21 protein-coding genes and 1 pseudogene are annotated in these 20,932 nt (G+C 65.2%); 11 read left to right on the top strand and 11 right to left on the bottom strand.

The genetic code is table 11. The features are described 5' to 3' along the window. Positions 1–6: 6 nt before the first annotated feature. A complete protein-coding gene (gene trxA, locus QXH22_RS14365) occupies positions 7–381 on the bottom strand; it encodes a thioredoxin (RefSeq protein WP_306245078.1) in 375 nt (124 codons plus the stop codon). A 297-nt stretch (positions 382–678) separates the two neighbouring features. On the opposite strand from trxA, the gene QXH22_RS14360 reads away from it, so the two are divergent. Both QXH22_RS14360 and QXH22_RS14355 read left to right on the top strand, forming a co-directional pair. Next, positions 679–2,136 carry an NAD(P)/FAD-dependent oxidoreductase gene (locus QXH22_RS14360; RefSeq protein WP_306245080.1) on the top strand — a complete coding sequence of 486 codons (1,458 nt, stop codon included), beginning with the start codon at positions 679–681 and terminating at the stop codon, positions 2,134–2,136. Positions 2,137–2,147: 11 nt separating this feature from the next. Then, positions 2,148–2,312, top strand: a complete 165-nt coding sequence (locus QXH22_RS14355) for a hypothetical protein (RefSeq protein ID WP_306276947.1) — start codon at positions 2,148–2,150, stop codon at positions 2,310–2,312. Between the two features lie 64 nt (positions 2,313–2,376). Here QXH22_RS14355 and QXH22_RS14350 read toward each other — a convergent pair whose 3' ends face one another. The 4 genes and pseudogenes from QXH22_RS14350 to QXH22_RS14335 all read right to left on the bottom strand — a co-directional run bounded on the left by QXH22_RS14350 (position 2,377) and on the right by QXH22_RS14335 (position 7,214). After that, the gene (locus QXH22_RS14350; RefSeq protein ID WP_306245084.1) at positions 2,377–5,298 is read right to left on the bottom strand and encodes an RND family transporter; all 2,922 of its coding nucleotides are present in this window, start codon (positions 5,296–5,298) and stop codon (positions 2,377–2,379) included. Beyond that, entirely contained in the window at positions 5,295–5,726 is a 432-nt protein-coding gene (locus QXH22_RS14345; protein ID WP_306245086.1) for an MmpS family transport accessory protein, read from the bottom strand. Before QXH22_RS14345 ends, QXH22_RS14350 begins: the two co-directional genes overlap by 4 nt. Positions 5,727–5,993: 267 nt before the next feature. After that, positions 5,994–6,824, bottom strand: a pseudogene (locus QXH22_RS14340) (enoyl-CoA hydratase). A gap of 117 nt (positions 6,825–6,941) precedes the next feature. Further along, on the bottom strand, positions 6,942–7,214 hold the full coding sequence (locus QXH22_RS14335; protein ID WP_306245090.1) for a GlsB/YeaQ/YmgE family stress response membrane protein: 273 nt from the start codon (positions 7,212–7,214) through the stop codon (positions 6,942–6,944). Between the two features lie 154 nt (positions 7,215–7,368). Here QXH22_RS14335 and QXH22_RS14330 point away from each other — a divergent pair, with 154 nt between their 5' ends. Further along, complete coding sequence (locus QXH22_RS14330; protein ID WP_306276088.1) at positions 7,369–7,617, top strand: hypothetical protein; 249 nt, start codon at positions 7,369–7,371, stop codon at positions 7,615–7,617. A gap of 53 nt (positions 7,618–7,670) precedes the next feature. Then, on the top strand, positions 7,671–7,907 hold the full coding sequence (locus QXH22_RS14325; protein WP_306245095.1) for a CsbD family protein: 237 nt from the start codon (positions 7,671–7,673) through the stop codon (positions 7,905–7,907). A gap of 76 nt (positions 7,908–7,983) precedes the next feature. Here QXH22_RS14325 and QXH22_RS14320 read toward each other — a convergent pair whose 3' ends face one another. Continuing rightward, complete coding sequence (locus QXH22_RS14320; protein ID WP_306276087.1) at positions 7,984–8,988, bottom strand: dihydrodipicolinate synthase family protein; 1,005 nt, start codon at positions 8,986–8,988, stop codon at positions 7,984–7,986. A 199-nt stretch (positions 8,989–9,187) separates the two neighbouring features. Here QXH22_RS14320 and QXH22_RS14315 point away from each other — a divergent pair, with 199 nt between their 5' ends. Continuing rightward, complete coding sequence (locus tag QXH22_RS14315) at positions 9,188–9,955, top strand: TetR/AcrR family transcriptional regulator (RefSeq protein ID WP_306245100.1); 768 nt, start codon at positions 9,188–9,190, stop codon at positions 9,953–9,955. A gap of 7 nt (positions 9,956–9,962) precedes the next feature. On the opposite strand, the gene QXH22_RS14310 is transcribed toward QXH22_RS14315, so the two are convergent. Both QXH22_RS14310 and QXH22_RS14305 read right to left on the bottom strand, forming a co-directional pair. Further along, positions 9,963–10,853: an enoyl-CoA hydratase/isomerase family protein gene (locus QXH22_RS14310; protein WP_306245103.1), complete on the bottom strand. Its 891-nt coding sequence runs from the start codon at positions 10,851–10,853 to the stop codon at positions 9,963–9,965. Beyond that, positions 10,850–11,530, bottom strand: coding sequence for a hypothetical protein (locus QXH22_RS14305; RefSeq protein WP_306276086.1), 681 nt, complete (start codon positions 11,528–11,530; stop codon positions 10,850–10,852). Before QXH22_RS14305 ends, QXH22_RS14310 begins: the two co-directional genes overlap by 4 nt. A gap of 163 nt (positions 11,531–11,693) precedes the next feature. Here QXH22_RS14305 and QXH22_RS14300 point away from each other — a divergent pair, with 163 nt between their 5' ends. The 6 genes from QXH22_RS14300 to QXH22_RS14275 are packed head-to-tail and all read left to right on the top strand — an operon-like array spanning position 11,694 to position 18,641. Next, entirely contained in the window at positions 11,694–12,515 is an 822-nt protein-coding gene (locus QXH22_RS14300; RefSeq protein ID WP_306245105.1) for an enoyl-CoA hydratase/isomerase family protein, read from the top strand. A gap of 33 nt (positions 12,516–12,548) precedes the next feature. Then, complete coding sequence (locus QXH22_RS14295) at positions 12,549–13,355, top strand: enoyl-CoA hydratase/isomerase family protein (RefSeq protein WP_306276085.1); 807 nt, start codon at positions 12,549–12,551, stop codon at positions 13,353–13,355. Next, entirely contained in the window at positions 13,355–14,134 is a 780-nt protein-coding gene (locus tag QXH22_RS14290; RefSeq protein ID WP_306245110.1) for an enoyl-CoA hydratase/isomerase family protein, read from the top strand. Before QXH22_RS14295 ends, QXH22_RS14290 begins: the two co-directional genes overlap by 1 nt. Then, entirely contained in the window at positions 14,134–15,576 is a 1,443-nt protein-coding gene (locus QXH22_RS14285) for a class I adenylate-forming enzyme family protein (RefSeq protein WP_306276084.1), read from the top strand. The genes QXH22_RS14290 and QXH22_RS14285 overlap by 1 nt, the downstream gene beginning before the upstream one ends. After that, complete coding sequence (locus QXH22_RS14280) at positions 15,566–17,125, top strand: class I adenylate-forming enzyme family protein (RefSeq protein WP_306276083.1); 1,560 nt, start codon at positions 15,566–15,568, stop codon at positions 17,123–17,125. Before QXH22_RS14285 ends, QXH22_RS14280 begins: the two co-directional genes overlap by 11 nt. Next, on the top strand, positions 17,118–18,641 hold the full coding sequence (locus tag QXH22_RS14275; RefSeq protein WP_306276082.1) for a class I adenylate-forming enzyme family protein: 1,524 nt from the start codon (positions 17,118–17,120) through the stop codon (positions 18,639–18,641). The genes QXH22_RS14280 and QXH22_RS14275 overlap by 8 nt, the downstream gene beginning before the upstream one ends. Here QXH22_RS14275 and QXH22_RS14270 read toward each other — a convergent pair. From QXH22_RS14270 to QXH22_RS14260, 3 genes are all read right to left on the bottom strand, one after another. After that, positions 18,617–18,976 (bottom strand): hypothetical protein, encoded by a 360-nt coding sequence (locus tag QXH22_RS14270; protein WP_306245117.1) that lies wholly within the window; start codon positions 18,974–18,976, stop codon positions 18,617–18,619. The two genes, QXH22_RS14275 and QXH22_RS14270, sit on opposite strands and share 25 nt — an antisense overlap. Positions 18,977–19,042: 66 nt before the next feature. Continuing rightward, a complete protein-coding gene (locus QXH22_RS14265) occupies positions 19,043–19,723 on the bottom strand; it encodes a GntR family transcriptional regulator (protein WP_306276081.1) in 681 nt (226 codons plus the stop codon). Positions 19,724–19,727: 4 nt separating this feature from the next. Beyond that, positions 19,728–20,921, bottom strand: a complete 1,194-nt coding sequence (locus QXH22_RS14260) for an acyl-CoA dehydrogenase family protein (protein WP_306245121.1) — start codon at positions 20,919–20,921, stop codon at positions 19,728–19,730. Positions 20,922–20,932 lie beyond the last annotated feature (11 nt).

Genomic DNA, 20,932 nt, shown 5'->3' with positions numbered 1-20,932 from the left:
GGCCGATTATGCGTTCGCCCCGGCCTTACGCTGTGCGATCTTGGCGCGCACCGCGTCCATATCCAGGCCCCGGACCTTGGTGATCAAGTCCTCCAGGACGGCGGGCGGCATCGCCCCGGCCTGGCTGTAAACGAGGATCCCATCCCGGAACGCCATGATGGTGGGCACCGACCGGATACCGACCGTGCCGGCCAGCTCACGCTCGGCGTCAGTGTCGACCTTGGCGTGCACGACGTCGGCGTGCTTCTGCGCGGACCGCTCGAACACCGGCGCGAACGCACGACACGGTCCGCACCACGGGGCCCAGAAGTCAACCAGCACAATCGAATTGTCGACGATCGTTGCCTCGAAGTCGGTGGCGGTGAGGGATTTGACGGTCATTGCTCTTCCTTATCTCTGGCAGCGAGCCGGTCCAGGGGATCCTGGAACAGCCAGGCCGCTCGTACCTACTGAAACCGTTATACCCCGAGGGGTATTCCCGCACAGCGACGTCGTGCGGGGCGCGCCCGAGTTCCGCCGATAAAGGTCATTCGACCCTAGGAACGCCGCACCAACACGGGCCACTCTGGCAATAGGCCGCTCGCCGGGGGTCGCCGTTCGTCTACCCTACGGGGTATACTCTCAACGAGCGTCCACGCCCGCTGAGCGTTGGGGGTCTTTGCAGAGAGGGAGCGAAATATGGCACGAGTCCTCATCCTCGGCGCCGGCATCGCGGGACACACTGCCGCGCTGCATCTCCGCCGATGGCTGAACCGCAAGCACGAAGTCGTCGTAATCTCCCCGAATGCCGATTGGAACTGGATCCCGTCGAACATCTGGGTTGGGGTCGGCAGGATGGATGCCTCAAAGGTGCTCATCCCCCTGCAGCCGATCTATCGGCGCAAGGGAATCGTCTTTCATCAAGGTCTCGCGACGGCGATCTATCCAGAGGGCAAGGGCGAGCAGTCGATGCCATCGGTGGACTTCACCTATACCGACCGGGCGCGCCAGGGCGAGATCGGCAATCTCACCTACGACTATCTCGTCAACGCCACCGGGCCCCAGCTTAATTTCGCGGCAACCCCTGGTCTTGGACCGCAGGGACATTCTTATTCAGTCTGTACCGCGGCCCACGCCACTGAGGCGGCGAAGGCCCTCGATGAGGTCATCGCCAAACTGAAGGCCGGCCATCAGCAACGCCTGGTCATCGGAGTCGGGCACGGCACCTGCACGTGCGAGGGCGCAGCGTTCGAATACGCCTTCAATGTAGAACACACCCTGCGTACCGCCGGGGTTCGCGACCTGGCCGAAATCGTCTATTTGACAAACGAATACGAGCTTGGCGACTTCGGCGTGGGCGGCATGAGCTTCGTCGAGAAGGGCTTTGTGCAGTCCAGCCGCCTATGGACCGAGTCGTTGTTCCGTGAGCGCGGTGTCAAGGCGATCACCCAGGCAGCCGTGCACGAGGTGATGGACGGCAAGCTGCGATATGAGCAGCTCGACGGCACAGAGCATGACCTGGACTTCGACTTCGCCATGCTGCTGCCCCCTTTCAGGGGCGCCAGCCTGGCCGCCTATGACAGAGAGGGCAACGACATCACGTCGTTGCTGTTCGCTCCGTCCGGCTTCCTGAAAGTGGACGCCGACTACTCCGGCAAGCCTTTTGACGAGTGGAGCGCCGAGGACTGGCCGCACACCTACGAGTCAACGGCCTATCCCAACATATTTGCGCCGGGGATCGCTTTCGCGCCGCCACACCCGATCTCGAAGCCGCGGAAGAGCCGCAACGGTACCGTCATCACTCCCAGCCCGCCGCGCACCGGCATGCCATCGGGTGTGATGGCCAAGACGGTGGCCGCAACGATTCGGGATCGTATCGACAACGGGGCCGCGGCTCCCGCGCACCGCGCCTCGATGGCGAGTATGGGCGCCGCATGCGTCGCATCGGCAGGCACCGGATTACGCGAGGGATCAGCGGCTGCGATGACCATGTTCCCCGTCGTGCCCGATCCGGCCAAGTATCCGCAGACGGGGCGCGACATCGCCGGCACCTCAGGCGAACTCGGCCTGGCAGGACATTGGATCAAGGCATTGTTGCACTACCTGTTCATTTACAAGGCGAAGGCACGGCCGTTCTGGTGGCTGATCCCCGAGTGAAAGGTGCTCCCGTGAAAGACATGGACTCGGAGGTCAATGTGCTGACCGCCGAACGCATTGCCGATGCCCCGCTTCCTACCGATTCGACACTGCGCAGGCGCCGAAACCCCTTCGTGCAATTGTGGCGTTTCGCCCGCATCAATCTGAGAATGATGAGGATCATTCGCGCCCACTGACTTTGGAGTCGCTTGCCTGACTCCGGTAGCGGCGTCTTTCGCGGCGTCTGAGGGTTTCGCCCCGTCAGACGCCGGCCCCCACCTTCTCCTCGCGGCGTTCTGCCGGCCGGGGCGCATCGGCTTCTTCGCCCAACAGCAGCGAGCGCACCAGCCGGCGCGGACCGAAGGGCCGCAGCATGTAGCTGGCGGGGCGGGGCCGCACCTTGAGCGGCCACCAGAACCACCTGCCGAGCAGAGCGGCGATCGACGGTGTCATCAGGGAGCGCACGATCAACGTGTCGAACAACAGGCCGAGCCCGATTGTGGTGCCGGCCTGGCCGATGGAACTCAGGTCGCTGGCAGCCATGGACATCATGGTGAACGCGAACACCAGGCCCGCGGCGGTGACGACGCCGCCCGTTTCACCCATCGAGCGGATGATCCCGGTCCGCAGACCCGCGCCGATCTCCTCCTGGAATCGGGAGACCAGCAACAGGTTGTAGTCGGAGCCGACTGCCAGCAGGATGATCAGGCCGAACACCGGTGCGATCCAGTTGAGCTCCAGACCGAGGATGTGCTGCCACACCAGGACGGACAGCCCGAACGCGGCGCCCAGCGACAGCAGCACCGTGCCGACGATCACCAGCGAGGCGACCAGGGCCCGTGTGATCACCACCATCACGACGAATATCAATGTCAGAGCGGCTATTCCGACGATCAGCAGGTCGAACTGGGAGCCGGTCTGGATATCGTTGTACACCGCGGCGGTGCCGGTGAGGTAGAACTTGGCATTGGCCAGCGGCGTGCCCTTCACCGCTTCGTGCGCGGCGTTGAGCTCGGGTTTGACGGCCGCGATGCCTTTGGGCGTCGCCGGGTCGGTGTCGTGGGTGATGATGAACCGCGCCGCTTTCCCGTCGGGCGACAAGAACAGCTTCAGGCCCCGCTGGAAGTCCGGGTTGTCGAATGCCTCGGGCGGCAGATAGAAGTAGTCGTCGGCCTTGGACGAGTCGAAGGCCTGGCCCATCGCGCTTGCGGTGTCGGTCATCCGTGACATCTGAGTGACCAGCCCGGAGAAGCTGCTGTGCAGCGTGAGCAGCGTGCCCTGCATCGACTGTGCCACCGCGATGATCGGAGGAAATTCGGCGGCCATCCTGGGCAGCAGGGCGTCGATGTTGTGCATGTCGCCCAGCAGGGTGGTCATGTCCTCGCTGAACTTGTCCACACCGTCGATCGCCTCGAACACCGATTTCGCCGCCCAGCAGGCTGGAATGTTGAAACAGTGCTGTTCCCAATACAAATAACTGCGGAACGGCCTGGCGAAATCGTCGAAGTCGGCGAGATGGTCCCTCATCTCGTCCAGGGTGGCCTTCATCGTGCCCATGTCGCCGACCATGTGGTGCGTCGTGCCGCTCATCTGGTTCACCAGCCCCTGCATGCGCTGCATCGAGGCGATCATGACGCCGAGATCGTCGCTCATCGTGAGCATGTCGGCCATCCGGTCCTTCATGAACTGCAGGTTCTGCTGGATCGGCAGCGACTGCATGCTGACCTGGAAGGGAATCGAACTGTGCTCGATCGGTCCGCCCAGCGGCCTGGTGATGCTCTGCACCCGGGCGATTCCGGGGGTCCGGAAGATGTCCTTGGCGATCCGGTCCAGGATGATCATGTCGCTCGAGTTCCGCATATCGTGATCACCCTCGATCATCAGGATGTCGGGGTTGAGCCGGGCCGCGCTGAAATGCTTTTCCGCGGCGTTGTATCCGACGTTCGACGGCAGACCGGACGGGATGTAGTAGCGGTCGTTGTAGCTGATCGACATGGTCGGCACCACGAGCAGGCCGACGAGGGCGATGAGCAGTGATGCGACGAAAATCGGCCCGGGCCAGCGAACGGTTGCCGTCCCCATCCGGCGCCATCCCCGCGTCTTGATCATCCGCTTGGGATCGAGCAGTCCGAATCGGGTCGCGACCGCGACGACGGCCGGCGCCGCGGTCAATGCACCGGCGATCACCACGAGCAATCCCACTGCCGACGGGATGCCGAGAGCCTTGAAGTAGGACAACCGCGCAAAGTGCAGACAGAAGGATGCGCCGGCGATCGTCAGCCCGGAGCCCAGAATGACGTGATAGGTACCGCGAAACATCGTGTAGTAGGCGGTTTCCCGGTCTTGCCCGGCTTGCCGCGCCTCCTGGTAGCGCCCGATCAGGAAGATTGCGTAGTCCGTCCCGGCCGCGATCGCCAATGACGAGAGCATAGCCACCACGAACGTGGAGAAGCCCAGCAGGTCGTAGTTGCCCAGAATCGCGACGACGCCTCGGGCCGTGCCCATTTCGAAGCCGACCATCACCAGAACCAGTAGCACGGTGACGACGGAACGGTAGACGATGAAAAGCATGATCATGATGACCACACCGGTCACGCCCATCATCTTGAACATGCTCTTGTCGGCGGCTTCATTCATGTCCGTGGTCAGCGCCGCCGGACCGGTGACGTATGTCTTGATGTCCGGGGGCGGCTTCGACTCATCGACGATCTTGCGGACGGCGTCAACGGACTCGTTGCCCAGCGTGCTGCCCTGGTTGCCGGCCACATTGATCTGGACGTAGGCGGCCTTGCCGTCCCCGCTCTGCGACCCGGCCGCGGTGATGCGGTCGCCCCACAGATTCTGCACGTGCTGAACGTGTTTGGTGTCCGCGGCCAGCTTCTTGACCAGACCGTCGTAGTAGGCGTGCGCCTGGTCACCGAGGTCTTTCTTGCTCTCCAGGACGACCATGACGATGCTGTCGGAGTCAGATTCGTGGAACGTCGCGCCGATGCGCTTGGCGGCGATCATGGCCGGTGCGTCCTGCGGGGACATCGTCACCGCATGGGTACGGGCCACCGATTCAATCGGTGGCACAAGGAGATTGACGGCAAGGGTCAAAAGGAACCACAACAGGATGATCGGAATGGCGAAAGCCCGGACGAATCGCATGAAGCGCGGGCGGGTGTCAGTGTCAGTTTTCATGCGGCTTTCACCAGACAGAAGGTTTGGGCGTGATGACCGGTCGCTGACTGCTCATCCCGGACATCGCCGTTGACGGTGATGCGGCAACCGATTCGGTCGCTGTCCCCCTGCGCCACGACGTTGGCGATGACGGCCGGATTGGTCGTCGAGATCGTGTACGTCCAGGGCAGGCTGCTGAACCTGGCCTCCTCAGCCTGGGCGTCCTTGTTCAGATAGCTCAGGCTTCCTGTGGTGTCACTGGGCCCAAATACTTCGTAGGTCACGGTCTTTGGGTTGAAGGGCACGATCGTCTCCGCGGCACTGCCGGTGGTCGAGAACAGCTTGTCGGAGCCGAAGACGCCACGCAGTCGCTGCACCGCGATGCCGCCGAGGGCAACGGCGACCACGACGACAAGCGGTATCCAGGCTCGCTTGAGAAAGGTGAGCATGATGGTTCCCCTGGTCTTTCGGCCTTGCCTTTACTGAGTCTCGCGCCGGGCCCGAGTGGCCGAAAGGGTCGTTTGGCCTTCGTTTCGATGGCCTTCCGTCGCACACACAAACGCCCGTGCCCTCATATCTGCCTCCTTCGTCCGGCGTCGCTCCCTGGTGAATATACCCTACCGGGTATGGCATCGGGCAAGGTGAGGCCACAGCGACTGCGGGTGAAATGCGTTACGCAGCTATCGGCCGCGCAGCTAAGGTGCGCTCGGCGTCGACTACCCGTCGGTGAGCGAAGGAAATTGCGGCGGCCGCTTTTGCAGGAAACTGACGATCCCTTCGCGGACATCGGGCCGAGGCAGGGCCTCCCACATCAACGCCTCGGCATCCGCTGTCGCGGTGACGATGTCGCGCGAGGCGTCGCCATAGGCCTGCCGCTTGATCACCGCCATCGCTGTCGGAGAACAGTATTAGGCGATGTCCCCGGCGTACTGCATCACCCGCGTCATGAGGTCCTCAGGCGGTACGACTTCCTTCACCAGACCCAGCCGAAGCGCCTCGTCGGCCAGGAACGTGCGGCCGCTCAACAGCAGATCCAGCGCGACACCCCAACCGGTTAGTCGCGGCAGGATCCAGGAGATACCGAACTCGGCAACCAGGCCGCGGCGCGCGAACACGGCGCCGAATTTGGCGCCGGCCGCGGCGAATCGGACATCGCACATCAGCGCCTGGGTCAGCCCGATGCCGACGCAGGGTCCGTTGATGGCCGCGATGACGGGCTTACGCAGCTCGGTCACGAAATGCGGGGGCCGCTCACCTACCAGCTCCGCGACGGACTTGCCGCCCGCGCTTTCCAGCGATTCACCGACGCGGCCGGCTGATCCAGGCGCACCGAGGTGTGCGCCGGCACAGAAGGCGCGCCCACGCCCGGTTACCACGATCACCCTGACCGCCGGGTCCCGCTCGGCGCGATCCACCGCGTCGTAGAACGGGCCGGCCATATCGGGGCCCCACGCGTTGAGCCGATCCGGACGATTGAGCGTGACAATCGCGACGCCGTCTGACGTGGCCTCGTACAGCACCGCGTGTTCCGCGTCGTCTGCGCTCATGAGTCACTCCTCGCGGGATGGCGGTGAAATGTTCACCCATACCGTATACCTATCGGTACTTCATTCCGCGCGGGGCGACAGGCGCCTCGAGTCGTTGTGAGCAGGATGTTCGGCGAACTACCGGGACACGCGGCGGCCCGTGACGAGCTTGACGATCCCGAGCAGGATCACCGCCCCGAGCAGACAGGTGAGGAACGAGAACATCAGTCCGCCCCCGGCGACATCGACACCGAAGCCGCGCAGCAGGAAACCGCCCAGCAGTCCTCCGACGATGCCGACCACGATGTTCAGTACCAGGCCCATCTGCCCGTCGGTCTTCATGATCTTGCTGCCGATCCACCCGGCCAGGCCGCCGATCACGATCCAGCCGATGACACCCAGAGTGAGCATTTTCAGTCCTTTCGACAGCGACGATTGGCGTCGCAGTCATCCGCACGGGTATGCCCACCATGCCCGGGCGGTAATCCGACGGGTTTGGACAGGCCGGCGTCCGGGTTATCGATAGCTGGCTTACGCCAGAACACACGGCCTATGGGAGGACTCCATGAACACCACAAAAGCAGTTGCTCATCGCGTAGGGCAGGCGCGCGGATTGGCGTTGCGCGCCCAGCTGGCGTGGATGCTGACTCAGCTGTTGTTCTGGCTGTCGGTGATCGGCGGGGTCGTCACGGTCGCGCTCTGGGCCCGCCGTCGGCTCACCGCGGGTGCCCGGACCGCTGCCGCCGCCACGACCCCGTCGGCGCCGCCGGCTGCCGCCGTGACGAGCGACACATCTCCATCTCGTTTGCGCTGACCCTCGATTTGGGAAAAGCCTTTGCAGCGACAACAAACGAAAAGGAGAGCGACATGGCGAACGAGAACAGCGGTCCGGCCGAGGCCATCAAGGGTGTCGTCGAGGACGTCAAGGGCAAGGCCAAAGAGGTCATCGGCACGGTCGCCGGCCGCGACGACCTGGTGAACGAGGGCAAGGCTCAGCAGGACAAGGCCGAGGCTCAGCGTGACGCCGCCAAGTACGAGGCTCAGGCCGAAGCCGCCCGTGGCGAGGCCAAGGTCCAGGAGGCCCGCCAAGAGGCTCACCAGTAAGCAGCCGTCAAACATGCGGAAGGCCCGGTCACATGACCGGGCCTTTGGCATGCAATGGGGTGCAATGTTTTTCGCGTCAGCTGATGAGTCCCAGCCGGCGGTAGGCGGCCTCGATCTGTGACTTGGCCTCAGCAGGCAGATGCGCCTGGGGCGGGCGCGAATGCGGATACGACCCGATCGGCAGCCCCAGTAGTGATGCCGCATATTTGAACGCACCGCCCCAGTGGGTGAAGTAGTCCGGACGTCCGGGATAGCAGGTCCACCACGAGCCGAGGTCCAGATCGAACTGGTCCAGACCCGACTCCCGGCCGTAGTCCATCGCCTCGAGCAACTTGTCCGCCATCACCAGGTCCCAGTACTCGGAGAACAACCGGCGCTGCGGCGTTTCGAAGAGATAGCCGGCGGTGCCCAACTGCGCAGGACAGACGATGCCGGCACGCAGCCATCCGGCCCGGTAGACCGTGCGGTCGCACTCCCAGAGCACCAGACCGGGCGCAAGGTCGTGCAGCCGGCGGCTGCTATCCGGGCGGAAGGCGCCCTCCTTGGTGGCGCATACCGCCGGGATTTCGTGATAGATCCGGGCACTTTCGGACGCCGTCAGCACGTAACCCGATGACGGCGAATTGAACATGCCCAGAGCGATATCCGTGCGCGCCGCGATGTAGGAAAAGAAGCGCAGCACGCCCTCGCCACCGTGTGCTTCCATCATCGGCGTCTGGATATAGGCGATGTCGGCCCCCACCTGCTGAGCGTGCAGCGTCAGATCCAGGCAATCCTTGGCACTCGTGGCCGCGGTACAGGCCTGGACGACGACACCGGGATTCGCCCGTCGCCCCTCTTCGATCGCCACTTCCAGCAGGCGTTTTCGTTCATCCAGAGTCAAGGCCCAGAACTCGGCGAGGCCACTGGTACACCACAGCATCGGGTGCCCGAGATCGCCGACGCAGTAGCGCACCAGCGTCCGGTACGCATCCCAGTCGATGTCGTCGCCGTCAGTGCCGCAGAATGGCGTGTACAACGAGTCGCCGATGCCGCGCAGGGCGCCACGCGCCCAGGACCGTGCTTCACTCGCCGTCGCCATCGCCTGCCCTCCCGATAGCGGCGGAAAGCGCCGGCATTCGCCCGGCCCGGCTCGATGGCCTAGCCTGTGGCTCATTCGATGGCTCCATCACCGTCACGTCCGCCCGCCCGGCGATCTATATCAAAAAGCCTACGATAGGTATTACAGTAGCAGACAGAGAACCCGCACGCGGGGTGGATTTTAGTGGAGGTATCCGGGAGTGGCAAAGCAGGCGACTGCGGAGAAGCGGCAGCGGCGCGAACGCGGGTCCATCAATCCCGATGACATCATCAGTGGCGCTTTTGAACTGGCAGAACAGGTTTCGATCGACAATCTGAGCATGCCGCTGCTCGGTAAGCACCTCGGCGTCGGTGTCACCAGCATCTACTGGTACTTCCGGAAGAAGGACGATCTGCTCAACGCCATGACGGACCGCGCCTTGAGCAAATACGTGTTCGCGACTCCCTACGTCGAAGCCAAGGACTGGCGCGAGACGCTGCGCAACCATGCGCGTCTGATGCGGAAGACGTTCATGGGCAACCCGATCCTGTGCGACCTGATTCTGATCCGGGCGGCGCTGAGCCCGAAGGCAGCCCGGGTCGGCGCCCAGGAAATGGAGAAGGCCATCGCCAATCTGGTCGAGGCGGGGCTGTCGCCCGAGGACGCCTTCGACACCTACTCCGCGATATCGCTGCACGTCCGCGGATCCGTAGTGCTGCACCGGCTGCACGAGAAAAACCAGTCATCAGAGGACGGCACGCGCTCCATCGAGGAAGCGGTGGCCGTGGACCCGCAGACCACGCCGCTGATCGCTCAGGTCACCGGCAAGGGACACCGCATCGCCGCTCCGGACGAAAACAACTTCGAGTATGGGCTCGAATGCATCCTCGATCACGCGGGTCAATTGATCGAGGCGGGCAAGTCCTCGTCGAAAGCCGCCAAATCTGCGCCACGTCGCACCCGCGCCAAGTCTCCGGCCGCGCGCTGAAAGGCTCTCATTCCTCGGGTTCCGGAACGTGAAAGTGTTGATCGCGCAACCGGAACGCCTCTTTGGTGCCGTGCTCCGCACGGGTTTTGACGAAGTTGAACTCACCCGGCGCGAACTGCAGGTTGGTGCCGAACGCGTGGAACAGATAACTGGCGACTTCCTCGCCCTGGTAAGCCTGACTCTGTTCCACCAGCCGGAAGGCTTCCTTGGCGATGACGACACCGTCGGCCGGCATCTTTGCCGCCTTCTCAGCCCAATACCGGGCACGGGCCGTCACTGACTCCGAATCGCATGTCTCGGTAAAGATTCCGAGATGCGCAACCTCGGCGGCGGCAATGATGTCGCCGGTGAGCAGAAGACGGCGGGCCAACACCGGGCCCAGCCGGTGAAAGAACATGTGCAGACTGCCCAGCGCCGGTCCGAGGAAGCGGGTCGCCGGCATGCCGATCTTCGTATCGCGGGCGATCACCGAGATATCGGTCATCAGCGCCAGCTCGAACCCGCCGCCGAGAGCGTAACCGGCAATCTCTCCCACCGTGACCTTCGGGAAGCCCATCAGATTGTGGTAGAAGCCAAATGACTTGCGGTCCACTGTGAGTCGGCGGCGCTGGCTCGGCCGCCTGGCCGCCTGTCCCTCCGCACCCGCCGACTCGCCGTACCAGCCGTAAGCGTTGTTCATGTCCGCACCGGTGCTGAATGTGCCACCTGCACCACGCAACAGGACGACGGTGAGGTCGTCGTCCTCGGCAACCTGATCCAGACACCGTGCCATGGCGTCCCGCATGGCGGGGTCGTAGGTGTTGCGTCGCTCGGGGTTGTTCAGCGTGATCGTGGCGATGCGCCGGCCATGGTCGACGTCGAAGAGGATCCGTGCGTCAGCAGTGTCCGCGGCGGTCATGAGCCGGACTCCTTTCGGCGTCTGCCGAATTGGGTGGTGGAAAGCTGATCGGGTCGCGATGCCGCGGTGTTCACCTCGCCGGTGCACAGCACCTCGTCGTCGCGCAGCAGCCGGGCCGTGGAGACGACGGCTCGCTCGACCGGTGATCGCGTGATGTCGAAACGCAGGTCGGTCAAGACCGGCGTCGGCCGGCGGAAGGTGACCGTCAAGGATCGTGTCTTGCCTGACAATCCGGTGACGCAGTTGTGGTGCTGCACGACGCAGTCGAAGAAGACACCGAGAAATCCGCCGTGCACCAAACCGGGCGGCCCTTCGTAGACCAACGGAAATCTGACGGTTCCAGCACCGTTGCCGTCATCGAGCCGGTCAAACGAATACTCCGGAAAGCACGGGTTGTAGGCACCGATGTCGGTTGCGTGATCGAGATACACCCGGCGCTCGTCGTCGCTGTCGGATCCGATGCGGGGCGCCGGATCGCGCGGCGCCGCTGCGGCCAGTTCGCGTTCCCAGTCGGCGAATTGGCCGACCATCGCCTCCACCGTGGGGTGCGGCTGTTCCAGGGACAGCAGCACTGAGGTGAGCCGCCGGATGGCTCCGGCGACGGCAACGGTCTGGGCAAGCGGCGCTTCACCAAACGCGGCGCCACCGGGAACTGTCCCGCCTGTGCCCTCGGTCATGCTGCCTCAACGCTTCCCGGGTCGTCCGGTTTTCCGGCCGTTCCCACGGCAATGTTTTCGCCGGTAGGGTTTCCTTGCTAACTTATACACCGTAGCAATCGTATCGCCTACTGTATGGGTAACCGTATAGACCGGGCGCTGGGCGGAAGGGCCGGATGCAACGGTGAGCCACGACGCCGGCGGCGCCGCCGCCGAAGGCACGGTCCTCGCCTCGCGGGACGGGCCCGTGCTGCGAATCGTCATCGACCGCCCGGCATCGCGTAATTCGCTGACGCCGTTCATGATCGGGCAGTTCGTCGAGTTGCTCACCGACGCCTCCACCGACGACTCGTTGCGAGCGATCCACATCCGCGCAGCCGGGCACGACTTCTGTTCGGGCGCCGACTGGGTGGCCACCAACGACCCCGGCGCCGAACGTCCGCGCACCGGCGCGCTGGTCCGCAGAGTGCCCCATGCCGCCCACCGCGTCATAGAACTTGTCCACACGATCCAGTTACCGGTGGTCTGCAGCGTGCGCGGCTGGGCCGTCGGCATGGGCTGCAATCTTGCACTGGCCGCCGACTTCACCATCGCCGCCTCCGACGCCACGTTCTGGGAACCGTTCGTGGACCGTGGATTCAGCCCAGACTCGGGCTCCTCCTGGCTGGTCCCCCGGTTGATCGGACTCGCGCGCGCCCGCCGAATGCTGCTGCTGGGTGATAAAATCTGCGCACCGGACGCGGCCGACTGGGGCTTGATTCACGAAGCGGTCGCCCCGGCAGAACTCGACGACATCGTCGAAGCGCTGCTGGACCGCCTCGCCGGCGGCCCGACTGTCGCCATCGGACTGGCCAAACAGGCCTTGAACCACGCCGCGCAGGCGACGCTGAGCCAGTCGATGACGCAGGAGCTGTTCAATCTGGAATTATCCTGTCGCACTGCCGATTTCAAAGAGGGCCTGGAAGCCTTCCGACACCGGCGCAGGCCGGAATACCGGGGCCGTTGAGTGGCGCCCGAAATGCTGAGAAGGGAAGCGGCCATGCCTGCGTTCGACAACATCACCTACGAAGTCGACGGACACACGGCCACCATCACGCTGAACCGTCCGGAGGCGCTGAACGCCCTGAGCCCGCACATGATCACCGAGCTGCGGGCGGCCTACGATGAGGCCGAGAACGATGATCGGGTCTGGCTGACCATCGTGACCGGTACCGGTCGCGCGTTCTGCACCGGAGCCGATGTCACAGCCATTCCCGAAGACGGCAAGGTGATCTACGAACGCCCCTACCTGTCCACCTACGACCAGTGGGAGGCGCCGCAGGAAGGGACACCGCCGTTTCGCAGTACGGCCAAGCCCGTGGTGACCGCGGTCAACGGCTTGTGCTGCGGCGCGGGCATGGACTGGGTGACCACCTCGGACATCGTCATCGCCTCCGAGCGGGCGACCTTCTTCGATCCGCACGTCAGCATCGGACTGGTGGCCGGACGCGAGATGGTGCGGGTGTCCCGGGTGCTGCCCCGCTCGATCGCGCTGCGAATGGCGTTGATGGGCAAGCACGAACGGATGGACGCGCAACGGGCCTATCAGCTCGGGCTGATCAGCGAGATCGTCGAGCACGACCGTCTGCTGGACCGCGCGCGCGAAATCGCCGACATCGTCAACTCCAACGCTCCGCTGGCCGTCCGCGGAACCCGCCTCGCCATCCTCAAGGGCCTCAACGTGCCGCTGCACGAGGCCGAGATACTGGCCGAGACGTTCCGCGAGCGGGTACTGCGCACCGCCGACGCGCAGGAGGGCCCCCGGGCCTTTGTCGAGAAGCGCACACCGGATTGGCAGTGCCGCTGATGAGTTTCGAGACGATCCTGCTCGAGGTCGATGCGGGCGGCCATGTCGCGACCATCACGCTCAATCGGCCCGCGCACCTGAACGCGTTCAACCGCACCATGTGCCTGGAGATGGCCGAAGCCTGGCGCATCGTCAAACTCGACGATTCGGTGCACGCGGTGGTGTTGCGCGCGGCGGGCACCCGGGCCTTCAGCGCCGGGCTGGATGTCAAGACACCCTACGGTCAGCCCGACAACATCTGGAATCACGAAGATCCCGGTGAGTACCTGAGCCCCAAGTGGCAGAAGATGTGGAAACCCGTGGTGTGCGCCGTCCAGGGGATGTGCACCGCCGGCGCCTTCTACTTCGTGAACGAGTCCGACGTTGTCATCTGTTCCTCGGACGCAACGTTTTTCGACTCCCACGTCTCGGCGGGCCTGGTGTGCGCGCTCGAGCCGATCGGACTGATGCGCCGGATCGGACTCGGGGAGACGCTGCGGATGGCGTTGCTCGGCAACGACGAACGCATCAGCGCCGACACCGCCCTGCGTATCGGGCTGGTATCGGAAGTGGTTGACTCCGAACGGTTGTGGCCGCGGGCGCACGAGATCGCGGCGGCCATCGCCGCCAAGCCGCCGTCGGCCACCCAGGGCACCGTGAAAGCGATCTGGGAGTCACTCGACAAGCCGTATCGCGCCGCGATGGAGCAGGGCCTGATCTACACCCGGCTGGGCAACCCGATCGGCATGGCCGAAGTCGCGGCCCGGGACAGTGAGCAGCGAAAGCCACAGATCCGCTAGTGGCCGTGCATCCGCTCAGCAAGCGAATCGCCGAGGTGCTGGACCTGCGACCCGATGCGGGGGCCATCGAGTACGACCGTCGGTGGATCTCCTGGGCGCAGATCGGCAGCGCGGCCCGGCGGGTTGGTGCATCGGTGAAGGGCGGCGACGCCGGGATACTGTTGCGCAACCGGCCCGAACAGGTGGCAGCCCTCCTGGGTGTCCTGATGCGCGGCGCCACCGTGGTGACGATCAACCCGTCCCGCGGAGACGAGCGCACCCGCGCAGACATCGCCGCGCTGGGGCTGCCCGTCGTACTGGGCGAGCCCGACGATCTGGACGCCCTGGTCCCCGAGAATTCCGGCACGGCAACCGTTTCCCTGGCCGGCCTGTACGACGGGACCGGCGAAGCACCGGAACCGATGGATGCGTGCTCGGGCGTCGCGGTGCGGATGCTGACCAGCGGCACCACCGGCCCACCCAAACGCATCGACCTGAGCTACGACACGCTCGCACATACCGTGATGGGCCCGGACTACCGCACCGCGCCCCCGCCTGCCGGGGTACGCCGCGGCGTCGCAATCGTCAACTCACCGCTGGTTCACATCGGTGGTGTGTTCCGGGTGCTGCAGTGTGTTGCCGACGCGCGCCCGTTCGTCCTGCTGGAGCGCTTCGAGCTGAACGACTGGGCCGCGGCGGTCCGAAGGCACCGGCCCCGGACTGTGTCGCTGGTGCCTGCTGCCCTGCGCACGGTGTTGCACTCGGACCTGACCCGAGAGGACCTGGCCGGTATCCGCACCGTGACCTGCGGCACGGCCCCACTGTCACCCGAGGACGCCGATGCCTTCACCACCAGGTACGGCATCCCCGTTCTCACGTCCTATGCGGCAACGGAATTCGGTGGCGGCGTCGCGGGCTGGACGCTGGCCGACCATGAGCGGCACTGGGCGGCCAAGCGCGGCAGCGTGGGCCGGGCCAACCCCGGAACCCAATTGCGGGTGGTGGACGAGGCCGGCACTGTGCTGGGACCAGATCAGGTGGGCTGCCTGGAAGTCAAACCCGCGCAACACGGTTCGGCGCAGTGGTTGCAGACCACGGACGTGGCGCGTATCGATGCGGACGGATTTCTCTGGATCATGGGCCGGGCCGACCAAGCCATCATCCGCGGCGGGTTCAAGGTGATGCCCGATGACGTGCGCAACGCGCTGGAAAGCCACCCGGCGGTGGCCGGGGCGGCCGTCGTCGCCCGCGCCGATGACCGGCTCGGTGAAACGCCAGTGGCGATGGTCGAATTGCGGGCACCCGCCACCGCCGGCGAATTGGTGGACTTCCTGCGGAAGCGCCTGGCCCGATACGAAATTCCGGCCGACATCGCCGTCGTCGACGCCATCCCCCGCACACCGTCCGGCAAGACGGACCTCGGTGCGGTCCGCGAGTTCTTCCAGCGAGCCCATGCACGCTGAGCCCACCACTATCGCGGAGCTGCTGCGACAGCAGGCTCAGTCGCGCGGCGGCCACCCGATGCTGGTCTGCGACGCCGACCGCATCAGCTACACCGACGCCGAGCAGCGCTCGGCACGCCTGGCCCGCGCCCTGATCGCGCTGGGAGCGGGCAAGGGCACCCATGTGGGCCTGCTCTACCCCAACAGCGCCAACTTCGCAGTCGGGATGCTGGCGGCCGCCCGCATCGGCGCGGTGGTGGTGCCGTTCTCCACCTTCGTCACCGGGCGCGAATTGCGGGCACAACTGTTGCACGCGGATGTGTCAATCTTGTTGAGCATCAGCTCGTTCCGCACCCACGACTACCAGCAGCGCCTGACCGAAGCCCTCGGCGAGGCGCCGTGCGAGGGCGAACTGTTCGTCGCCGAACTCCCCCTGTTGCGCTACGTCACCGGCGTCGAGCGGGCCGGCCAGCTCGGCGGCCTCGTCGACGAAACCCGTTTGCGCGCAATGGAGGACGACGTCGTGGGCGCTGACGTGCTGGCCGTCGTCTACACGTCCGGCTCGACCAGCGCCCCCAAGGGGGTGGTGCACACCCAGGCCGCGATGATCGGACACCAGCGAAACCTCAATGCCATTCGTGGGCTGACCGCGCAAGACACGCTGTTCTGCAATTCGCCGTTTTTCTGGATCGGCGGGTTCGCGTTCGCCCTGCTGGCGACGCTGGTGGCCGGCTCGACGTTGGTGTGCTCGACCTCGACCGACGCCGGTGCCGTGCTGGACCTGATAGAACGCGAAAAACCGACTATGACAAATGGTTTCGTCGCAGGGGTGGCATACCTGACTGACCATCCGAGTTACCCGCAGCGCGACCTGTCGTCGCTGCGCCGCGGGAACCTGTATCCGATCATGGCACCGCAGGCCCGCCCGGCCGATCCGGAGCTGCGGCACAACATGCTGGGCATGACCGAGGCCGGAAGCGTCGTGTTGATCAGCGGCGACGAATCGGATCAACCCGAACGCCGCCGCGGCTCGTATGGAAAGCCCGCGCCGGGGTTCCAGACGCTTATCGTCGATCCGGACGACGGCACTGTGGTGCGACGTGGCGACGTGGGCGAATTGTGCATCCGGGGGCCGTATGTCATGCAGGGCTATTACAAACGCAGCCGCGAAGAGTGCTTCGACGTCGACGGCTGGTTTCACACGGGCGATCTGGTCCGCGCCGACGATGACGGGTACATGTACTTCGCCGGCCGATTGGGCGGGATGATCAAGACGGCCGGCGCCAATGTCTCTGCCGCCGAGGTGGAGAAGGCGATGGCCCGCGTCGGCGTCACGGCGCACGTGGCGGGGCTACCGGATCCGGCGCGCGGGCAGGTGGTCGCCGCGGTCGTCGTCCTACCCGACGGAGTGCACGACTTCGACGAGGCGGCGCTGCGTCAGCGCCTGAGAACGGAACTGTCCGCCTACAAGATTCCGCGGCGCTACCTTGCCGTGTCCCGCGCCGAGGTACCGCTGCTGTCCAGCGGCAAAGTCGATGTGCGGCAACTGAAGAAGCTCTTCGATGGCTGACACCATCGATCAGCTGGTGCGGTTGCAGGCCGCCGCGCACGACACCAAAACCATGGTCGTCGATCCCGCCGGTGCCCTTAGTTATCGCGACATCGACGTCACCACCGGCGAGCTGGCGGCGGTACTGATCGCGGCCGGGGTGCGCAAAGGCACCCGCGTCGGATTGATCATGCCCAACTGCACCCGCTGGGTGCAGGTCGCCGTCGCGGTGACCCGCATCGGCGCGGTGCTGGTGCCGCTGAGCACGCTCTTGCAGCCCGCCGAACTCATCACCCAGCTCCGGGCGGCCGCCGTGCAGGTCCTGGTAAGCGTCGAGGAGTTCCGCGGGCATCGATACCTCGACGCCATCAGTTCGGTGCCGCATACCGAACTTCCCGCGCTACAACGCGTCTGGCCGATGCAGGGGCTGCAGCATGTCACCGCGAACGGACCGGCCCGCCGGATCGTCGACGCCATGGCCGGGACGGTAACCCCGGCTGACCCGCTCGTCATCATCTTCACCTCGGGCAGCAGCGGCGCGCCCAAGGGCGTCATCCATTCGCATGGCAGTGCTTTGGGCGCGGTGCGCTCCGGCTTAGCGGCCCGCTGCATCACCCCGGACAGCCGCCTGTATCTGCCGATGCCGTTCTTCTGGGTAGGCGGCTTCGGCAGCGGAATCCTGTCCGCTCTGCTGGCCGGCGCCACCCTGGTGACCGAGCAACGGCCGGAGCCGGCGACCACGCTGCGGCTATTGGAGCGCGAGCGTGTGACATTGTTTAGGGGCTGGCCCGACCAGGCCGAAGCGCTGGCGCGGCACCCGGACCGGGCCGATGTCGACCTCTCCGCGCTCAGGCCGGGCAGCCTGGAGGCACTGTTGCCCGTCGAGCAACGTGCGCCGGCCGGCGCGCGGGCGACGTTGTTCGGCATGACCGAGGCATTCGGACCGTACTGCGGCTACCCCGCCGACACTGACCTGCCCGTACCGGCGTGGGGTAGTTGCGGAAAACCATTTCCCGGCGTCGAGATTCGCATCGTCGATGTGGACTCAGGTCAGCCGGTCGCAGCCGGGACCGTTGGCATGATCGAGCTCCGGGGACCGCACATGCTGCGCGGGATCTGCCGGCGCAGCCGGGAAGACGTGTTCACCGCCGACGGCTACTACCCCACCGGTGACCTGGGCCGGCTCGACACAGACGGATTCCTCTACTACCACGGCAGATCCGACGACATGTTCAAGGTCAGCGGCGCCACCGTCTATCCAGCCGAAGTCGAACGGGCGCTGCGCAGCGTCGAGGGCGTCCAGAATGCCTTCGTCACCGACGTGGACGGCCAGGTGGGGGCCGCAGTGCTCGGCGCTGGTCTCGACGCCCGCCAGTTGCGCGATGCTGCGCGAGAAGTGCTGAGCGCGTTCAAGATACCGACGGTGTGGCTGCTGGTGGACTCCGATGACGACGTGCCCCGGGGCGGTACCGGTAAGGTCGATATCCCCCGGCTACGTGAGCTGTTGAAAGCTCAGGGCACCCGCGTCCAAGGTTGACAATTCTGCGACTCGAACGCCTTGACCGAGGTGTTGATGTTGGCGAACATCGGGCCCACGGAGATGTTCGTCTGCAGCACATGCTCCTTGTTGGCGTCGGGCGTGCTGTAGGTGAACCACGCGCACATCGAGTCCTGGGTCGGCACGTTGTTGATCCACACCCCGAACGTCGATGCCGAGCCTGCCGTGCGGTAGAGACCGGGCGCGATGTCGGTTCCGACCACGAACACACCGTTGCCCGGGATGGGATCCAATGGTTCGGCACCGGCCGGCGGCGCCAGCGCGACCGCTGACACGCAGGTCATGAGCACCGCGGTGGTGTGCAATACGCGCATTGACGTCCCCTGTCCTGCGACCCGTACCGGCAGCGTATGTCCTGCCGCCACGCGAGGACAAGGCTGTCAGTGTTCGCCCCGCACCACCACGCCCCGTTCGATGAGGTGGTCGATCAGCGGAATCGCGCTGGCGGCCAGGTGTTCTGACATGGCAGCACGGGCCTGCTGCTCGTCGTGCCTGCCCAGCGCGTCGAGCACCCGCCGATGGTCCTTTACGGCCTGGTCGGGCCAGTGCTCGATCATCGGGAACACCGACTCGGGTGCGTAGCGGGTGATCTGCGACATCAGCTGGGCCAGTTTCGCCGAGTCCGCGGCGATGTTGATGGCGCGGTGGAACTCGTGGTTCAGCCGCACCGTGCGCTCGTCGTCGTCGGCAGCGTAGGCGGCTTCGAGCTGGTTCTGGATATCTTCGAGTTCACGCAACTGATCGTCGGTGATGTTCAGCGCGGCGCGCGCCGCGAGTTCCCCGCCGACGTGGGCCTGAACGTTGGCAACATCGGCAAGGTCACGCTGGGTCAGCGGCAGCACCACGAAACCGCGGCGGGGCTGTTGGGCGACAAGGCCTTCCGCCCGCAACGCGAACAGCGCCTCGCGCACCGGCGTGACACTGATGCCCAATTCCATGGCCAGCTGGTCCAGCCGCACGTACTGGCCGGCGGCGTAGGTGCCCTCGAAGATCCGCTTGCGGACGAAGCTCGCGACATCCTCGGACAGCTGCGGACGCGCGCCGAAGTCGGGAACCGTCATGGCGTCACACCCGGTACTCGTCGAGCAGGCGCTTGCTGATGATGGACTTCTGGATCTCGCTGGTGCCTTCTCCGATGAGCAGGAACGGCGCATCCCGCATCAGCCGTTCGATCTCGTATTCCTTTGAGTAGCCGTACCCCCCGTGGATACGGAAGCTCTGCTGGGTGACCTCCGAGCAGAACTCGCTGGCCAGATATTTCGCCATTCCCGCGGCCACGTCGTTACGTTCCCCGGAGTCCTTCAGCCGGGCGGCATTGACCATCATCAGATGAGCCGCTTCGACTTTCGTGGCCATCTCGGCCAGTTGGAACGCGATGGCCTGGTGGTCGGCGATCGGCTTGCCGAACGTCTGCCGTTGCTGGGCGTAGCGGACGGCCAGTTCGAAGGCGCGCAGCGCGATCCCACAGGCGCGGGCCGACACATTGACCCGGCCGACTTCGATGCCGTCCATCATCTGGAAGAAGCCCTGCCCCGGCTTCCCGCCCAGGATGTCGTCAGCGCTCGCGCCGTAGCCGTCGAAGATGAGCTCGGTGGTGTCGATGCCCTTGTATCCGAGCTTGTCGATCTTGCCCGGGATGATCAGGCCGGGCACCACTTCGCCGAAGCCCGTTGGCTTCTCGACGAGGAACGCCGTCAGGTTGCGGTGCGGCTTGTCCGCTCCTTCGTCGGTGCGCACCAGGACGGCGACCAGCGTCGAGCTACCCCCGTTGGTCAGCCACATCTTCTGGCCGTCGATGGTGTACGTGCCGTCGGAGTTGCGGGTGGCGCGGGTGCGGATCGCGGCCACGTCCGAACCCAGTTCCGGCTCTGACATCGAGAAGGCGCCGCGGGTTTCGCCGGTGGCCATCCGCGGCAGAAATCGTTGCTTCTGCTCGTCGGTGCCGTGCTGGCGCAGCATGTAGGCAACGATGAAATGGGTGTTCAGCACACCCGATACGCTCATCCAGCCGCGGGCCAGCTCTTCGACGCACAGCGCGTAGGTCAACAGAGACTCCCCCAGGCCGCCGTACTCCTCGGGGATCATCAGGCCGAACAGTCCCATGTCGCGCAAGCCGTCGACGATCGTCTGGGGATAGGTGTCGCCGTGCTCGAGTTCCTGGGCGTTGGGAATGACTTCCTTGTCCACGAATTGGCGCACCGTTGCCACGATTTCGGTCTGGATGTCGGTGAGACCGAGGGTCTGGGCGAGCTTGGTCATGCGGCGAATTC

This window comes from Mycobacterium sp. TY814, from assembly GCF_030755175.1.
In the GTDB taxonomy this organism is placed as follows: domain Bacteria; phylum Actinomycetota; class Actinomycetes; order Mycobacteriales; family Mycobacteriaceae; genus Mycobacterium.
Note: the sequence above shows the minus strand (reverse complement) of the source record. Positions and strands in the feature narration are given on the sequence as shown.

What these genes read in the sequence shown, in the direction of transcription:
- trxA (WP_306245078.1), bottom strand. Translation starts at nt 381, where the DNA reads ATGACCGTCAAATCCCTCACCGCCACCGACTTCGAGGCAACGATCGTC.
- QXH22_RS14360 (WP_306245080.1), top strand. Translation starts at nt 679, where the DNA reads ATGGCACGAGTCCTCATCCTCGGCGCCGGCATCGCGGGACACACTGCC.
- QXH22_RS14350 (WP_306245084.1), bottom strand. Translation starts at nt 5,298, where the DNA reads ATGAAAACTGACACTGACACCCGCCCGCGCTTCATGCGATTCGTCCGG.
- QXH22_RS14345 (WP_306245086.1), bottom strand. Translation starts at nt 5,726, where the DNA reads ATGCTCACCTTTCTCAAGCGAGCCTGGATACCGCTTGTCGTCGTGGTC.
- QXH22_RS14335 (WP_306245090.1), bottom strand. Translation starts at nt 7,214, where the DNA reads ATGCTCACTCTGGGTGTCATCGGCTGGATCGTGATCGGCGGCCTGGCC.
- QXH22_RS14330 (WP_306276088.1), top strand. Translation starts at nt 7,369, where the DNA reads ATGAACACCACAAAAGCAGTTGCTCATCGCGTAGGGCAGGCGCGCGGA.
- QXH22_RS14325 (WP_306245095.1), top strand. Translation starts at nt 7,671, where the DNA reads ATGGCGAACGAGAACAGCGGTCCGGCCGAGGCCATCAAGGGTGTCGTC.
- QXH22_RS14320 (WP_306276087.1), bottom strand. Translation starts at nt 8,988, where the DNA reads ATGGCGACGGCGAGTGAAGCACGGTCCTGGGCGCGTGGCGCCCTGCGC.
- QXH22_RS14310 (WP_306245103.1), bottom strand. Translation starts at nt 10,853, where the DNA reads ATGACCGCCGCGGACACTGCTGACGCACGGATCCTCTTCGACGTCGAC.
- QXH22_RS14305 (WP_306276086.1), bottom strand. Translation starts at nt 11,530, where the DNA reads ATGACCGAGGGCACAGGCGGGACAGTTCCCGGTGGCGCCGCGTTTGGT.
- QXH22_RS14295 (WP_306276085.1), top strand. Translation starts at nt 12,549, where the DNA reads ATGCCTGCGTTCGACAACATCACCTACGAAGTCGACGGACACACGGCC.
- QXH22_RS14290 (WP_306245110.1), top strand. Translation starts at nt 13,355, where the DNA reads ATGAGTTTCGAGACGATCCTGCTCGAGGTCGATGCGGGCGGCCATGTC.
- QXH22_RS14280 (WP_306276083.1), top strand. Translation starts at nt 15,566, where the DNA reads ATGCACGCTGAGCCCACCACTATCGCGGAGCTGCTGCGACAGCAGGCT.
- QXH22_RS14275 (WP_306276082.1), top strand. Translation starts at nt 17,118, where the DNA reads ATGGCTGACACCATCGATCAGCTGGTGCGGTTGCAGGCCGCCGCGCAC.
- QXH22_RS14270 (WP_306245117.1), bottom strand. Translation starts at nt 18,976, where the DNA reads ATGCGCGTATTGCACACCACCGCGGTGCTCATGACCTGCGTGTCAGCG.
- QXH22_RS14265 (WP_306276081.1), bottom strand. Translation starts at nt 19,723, where the DNA reads ATGACGGTTCCCGACTTCGGCGCGCGTCCGCAGCTGTCCGAGGATGTC.
- QXH22_RS14260 (WP_306245121.1), bottom strand. Translation starts at nt 20,921, where the DNA reads ATGACCAAGCTCGCCCAGACCCTCGGTCTCACCGACATCCAGACCGAA.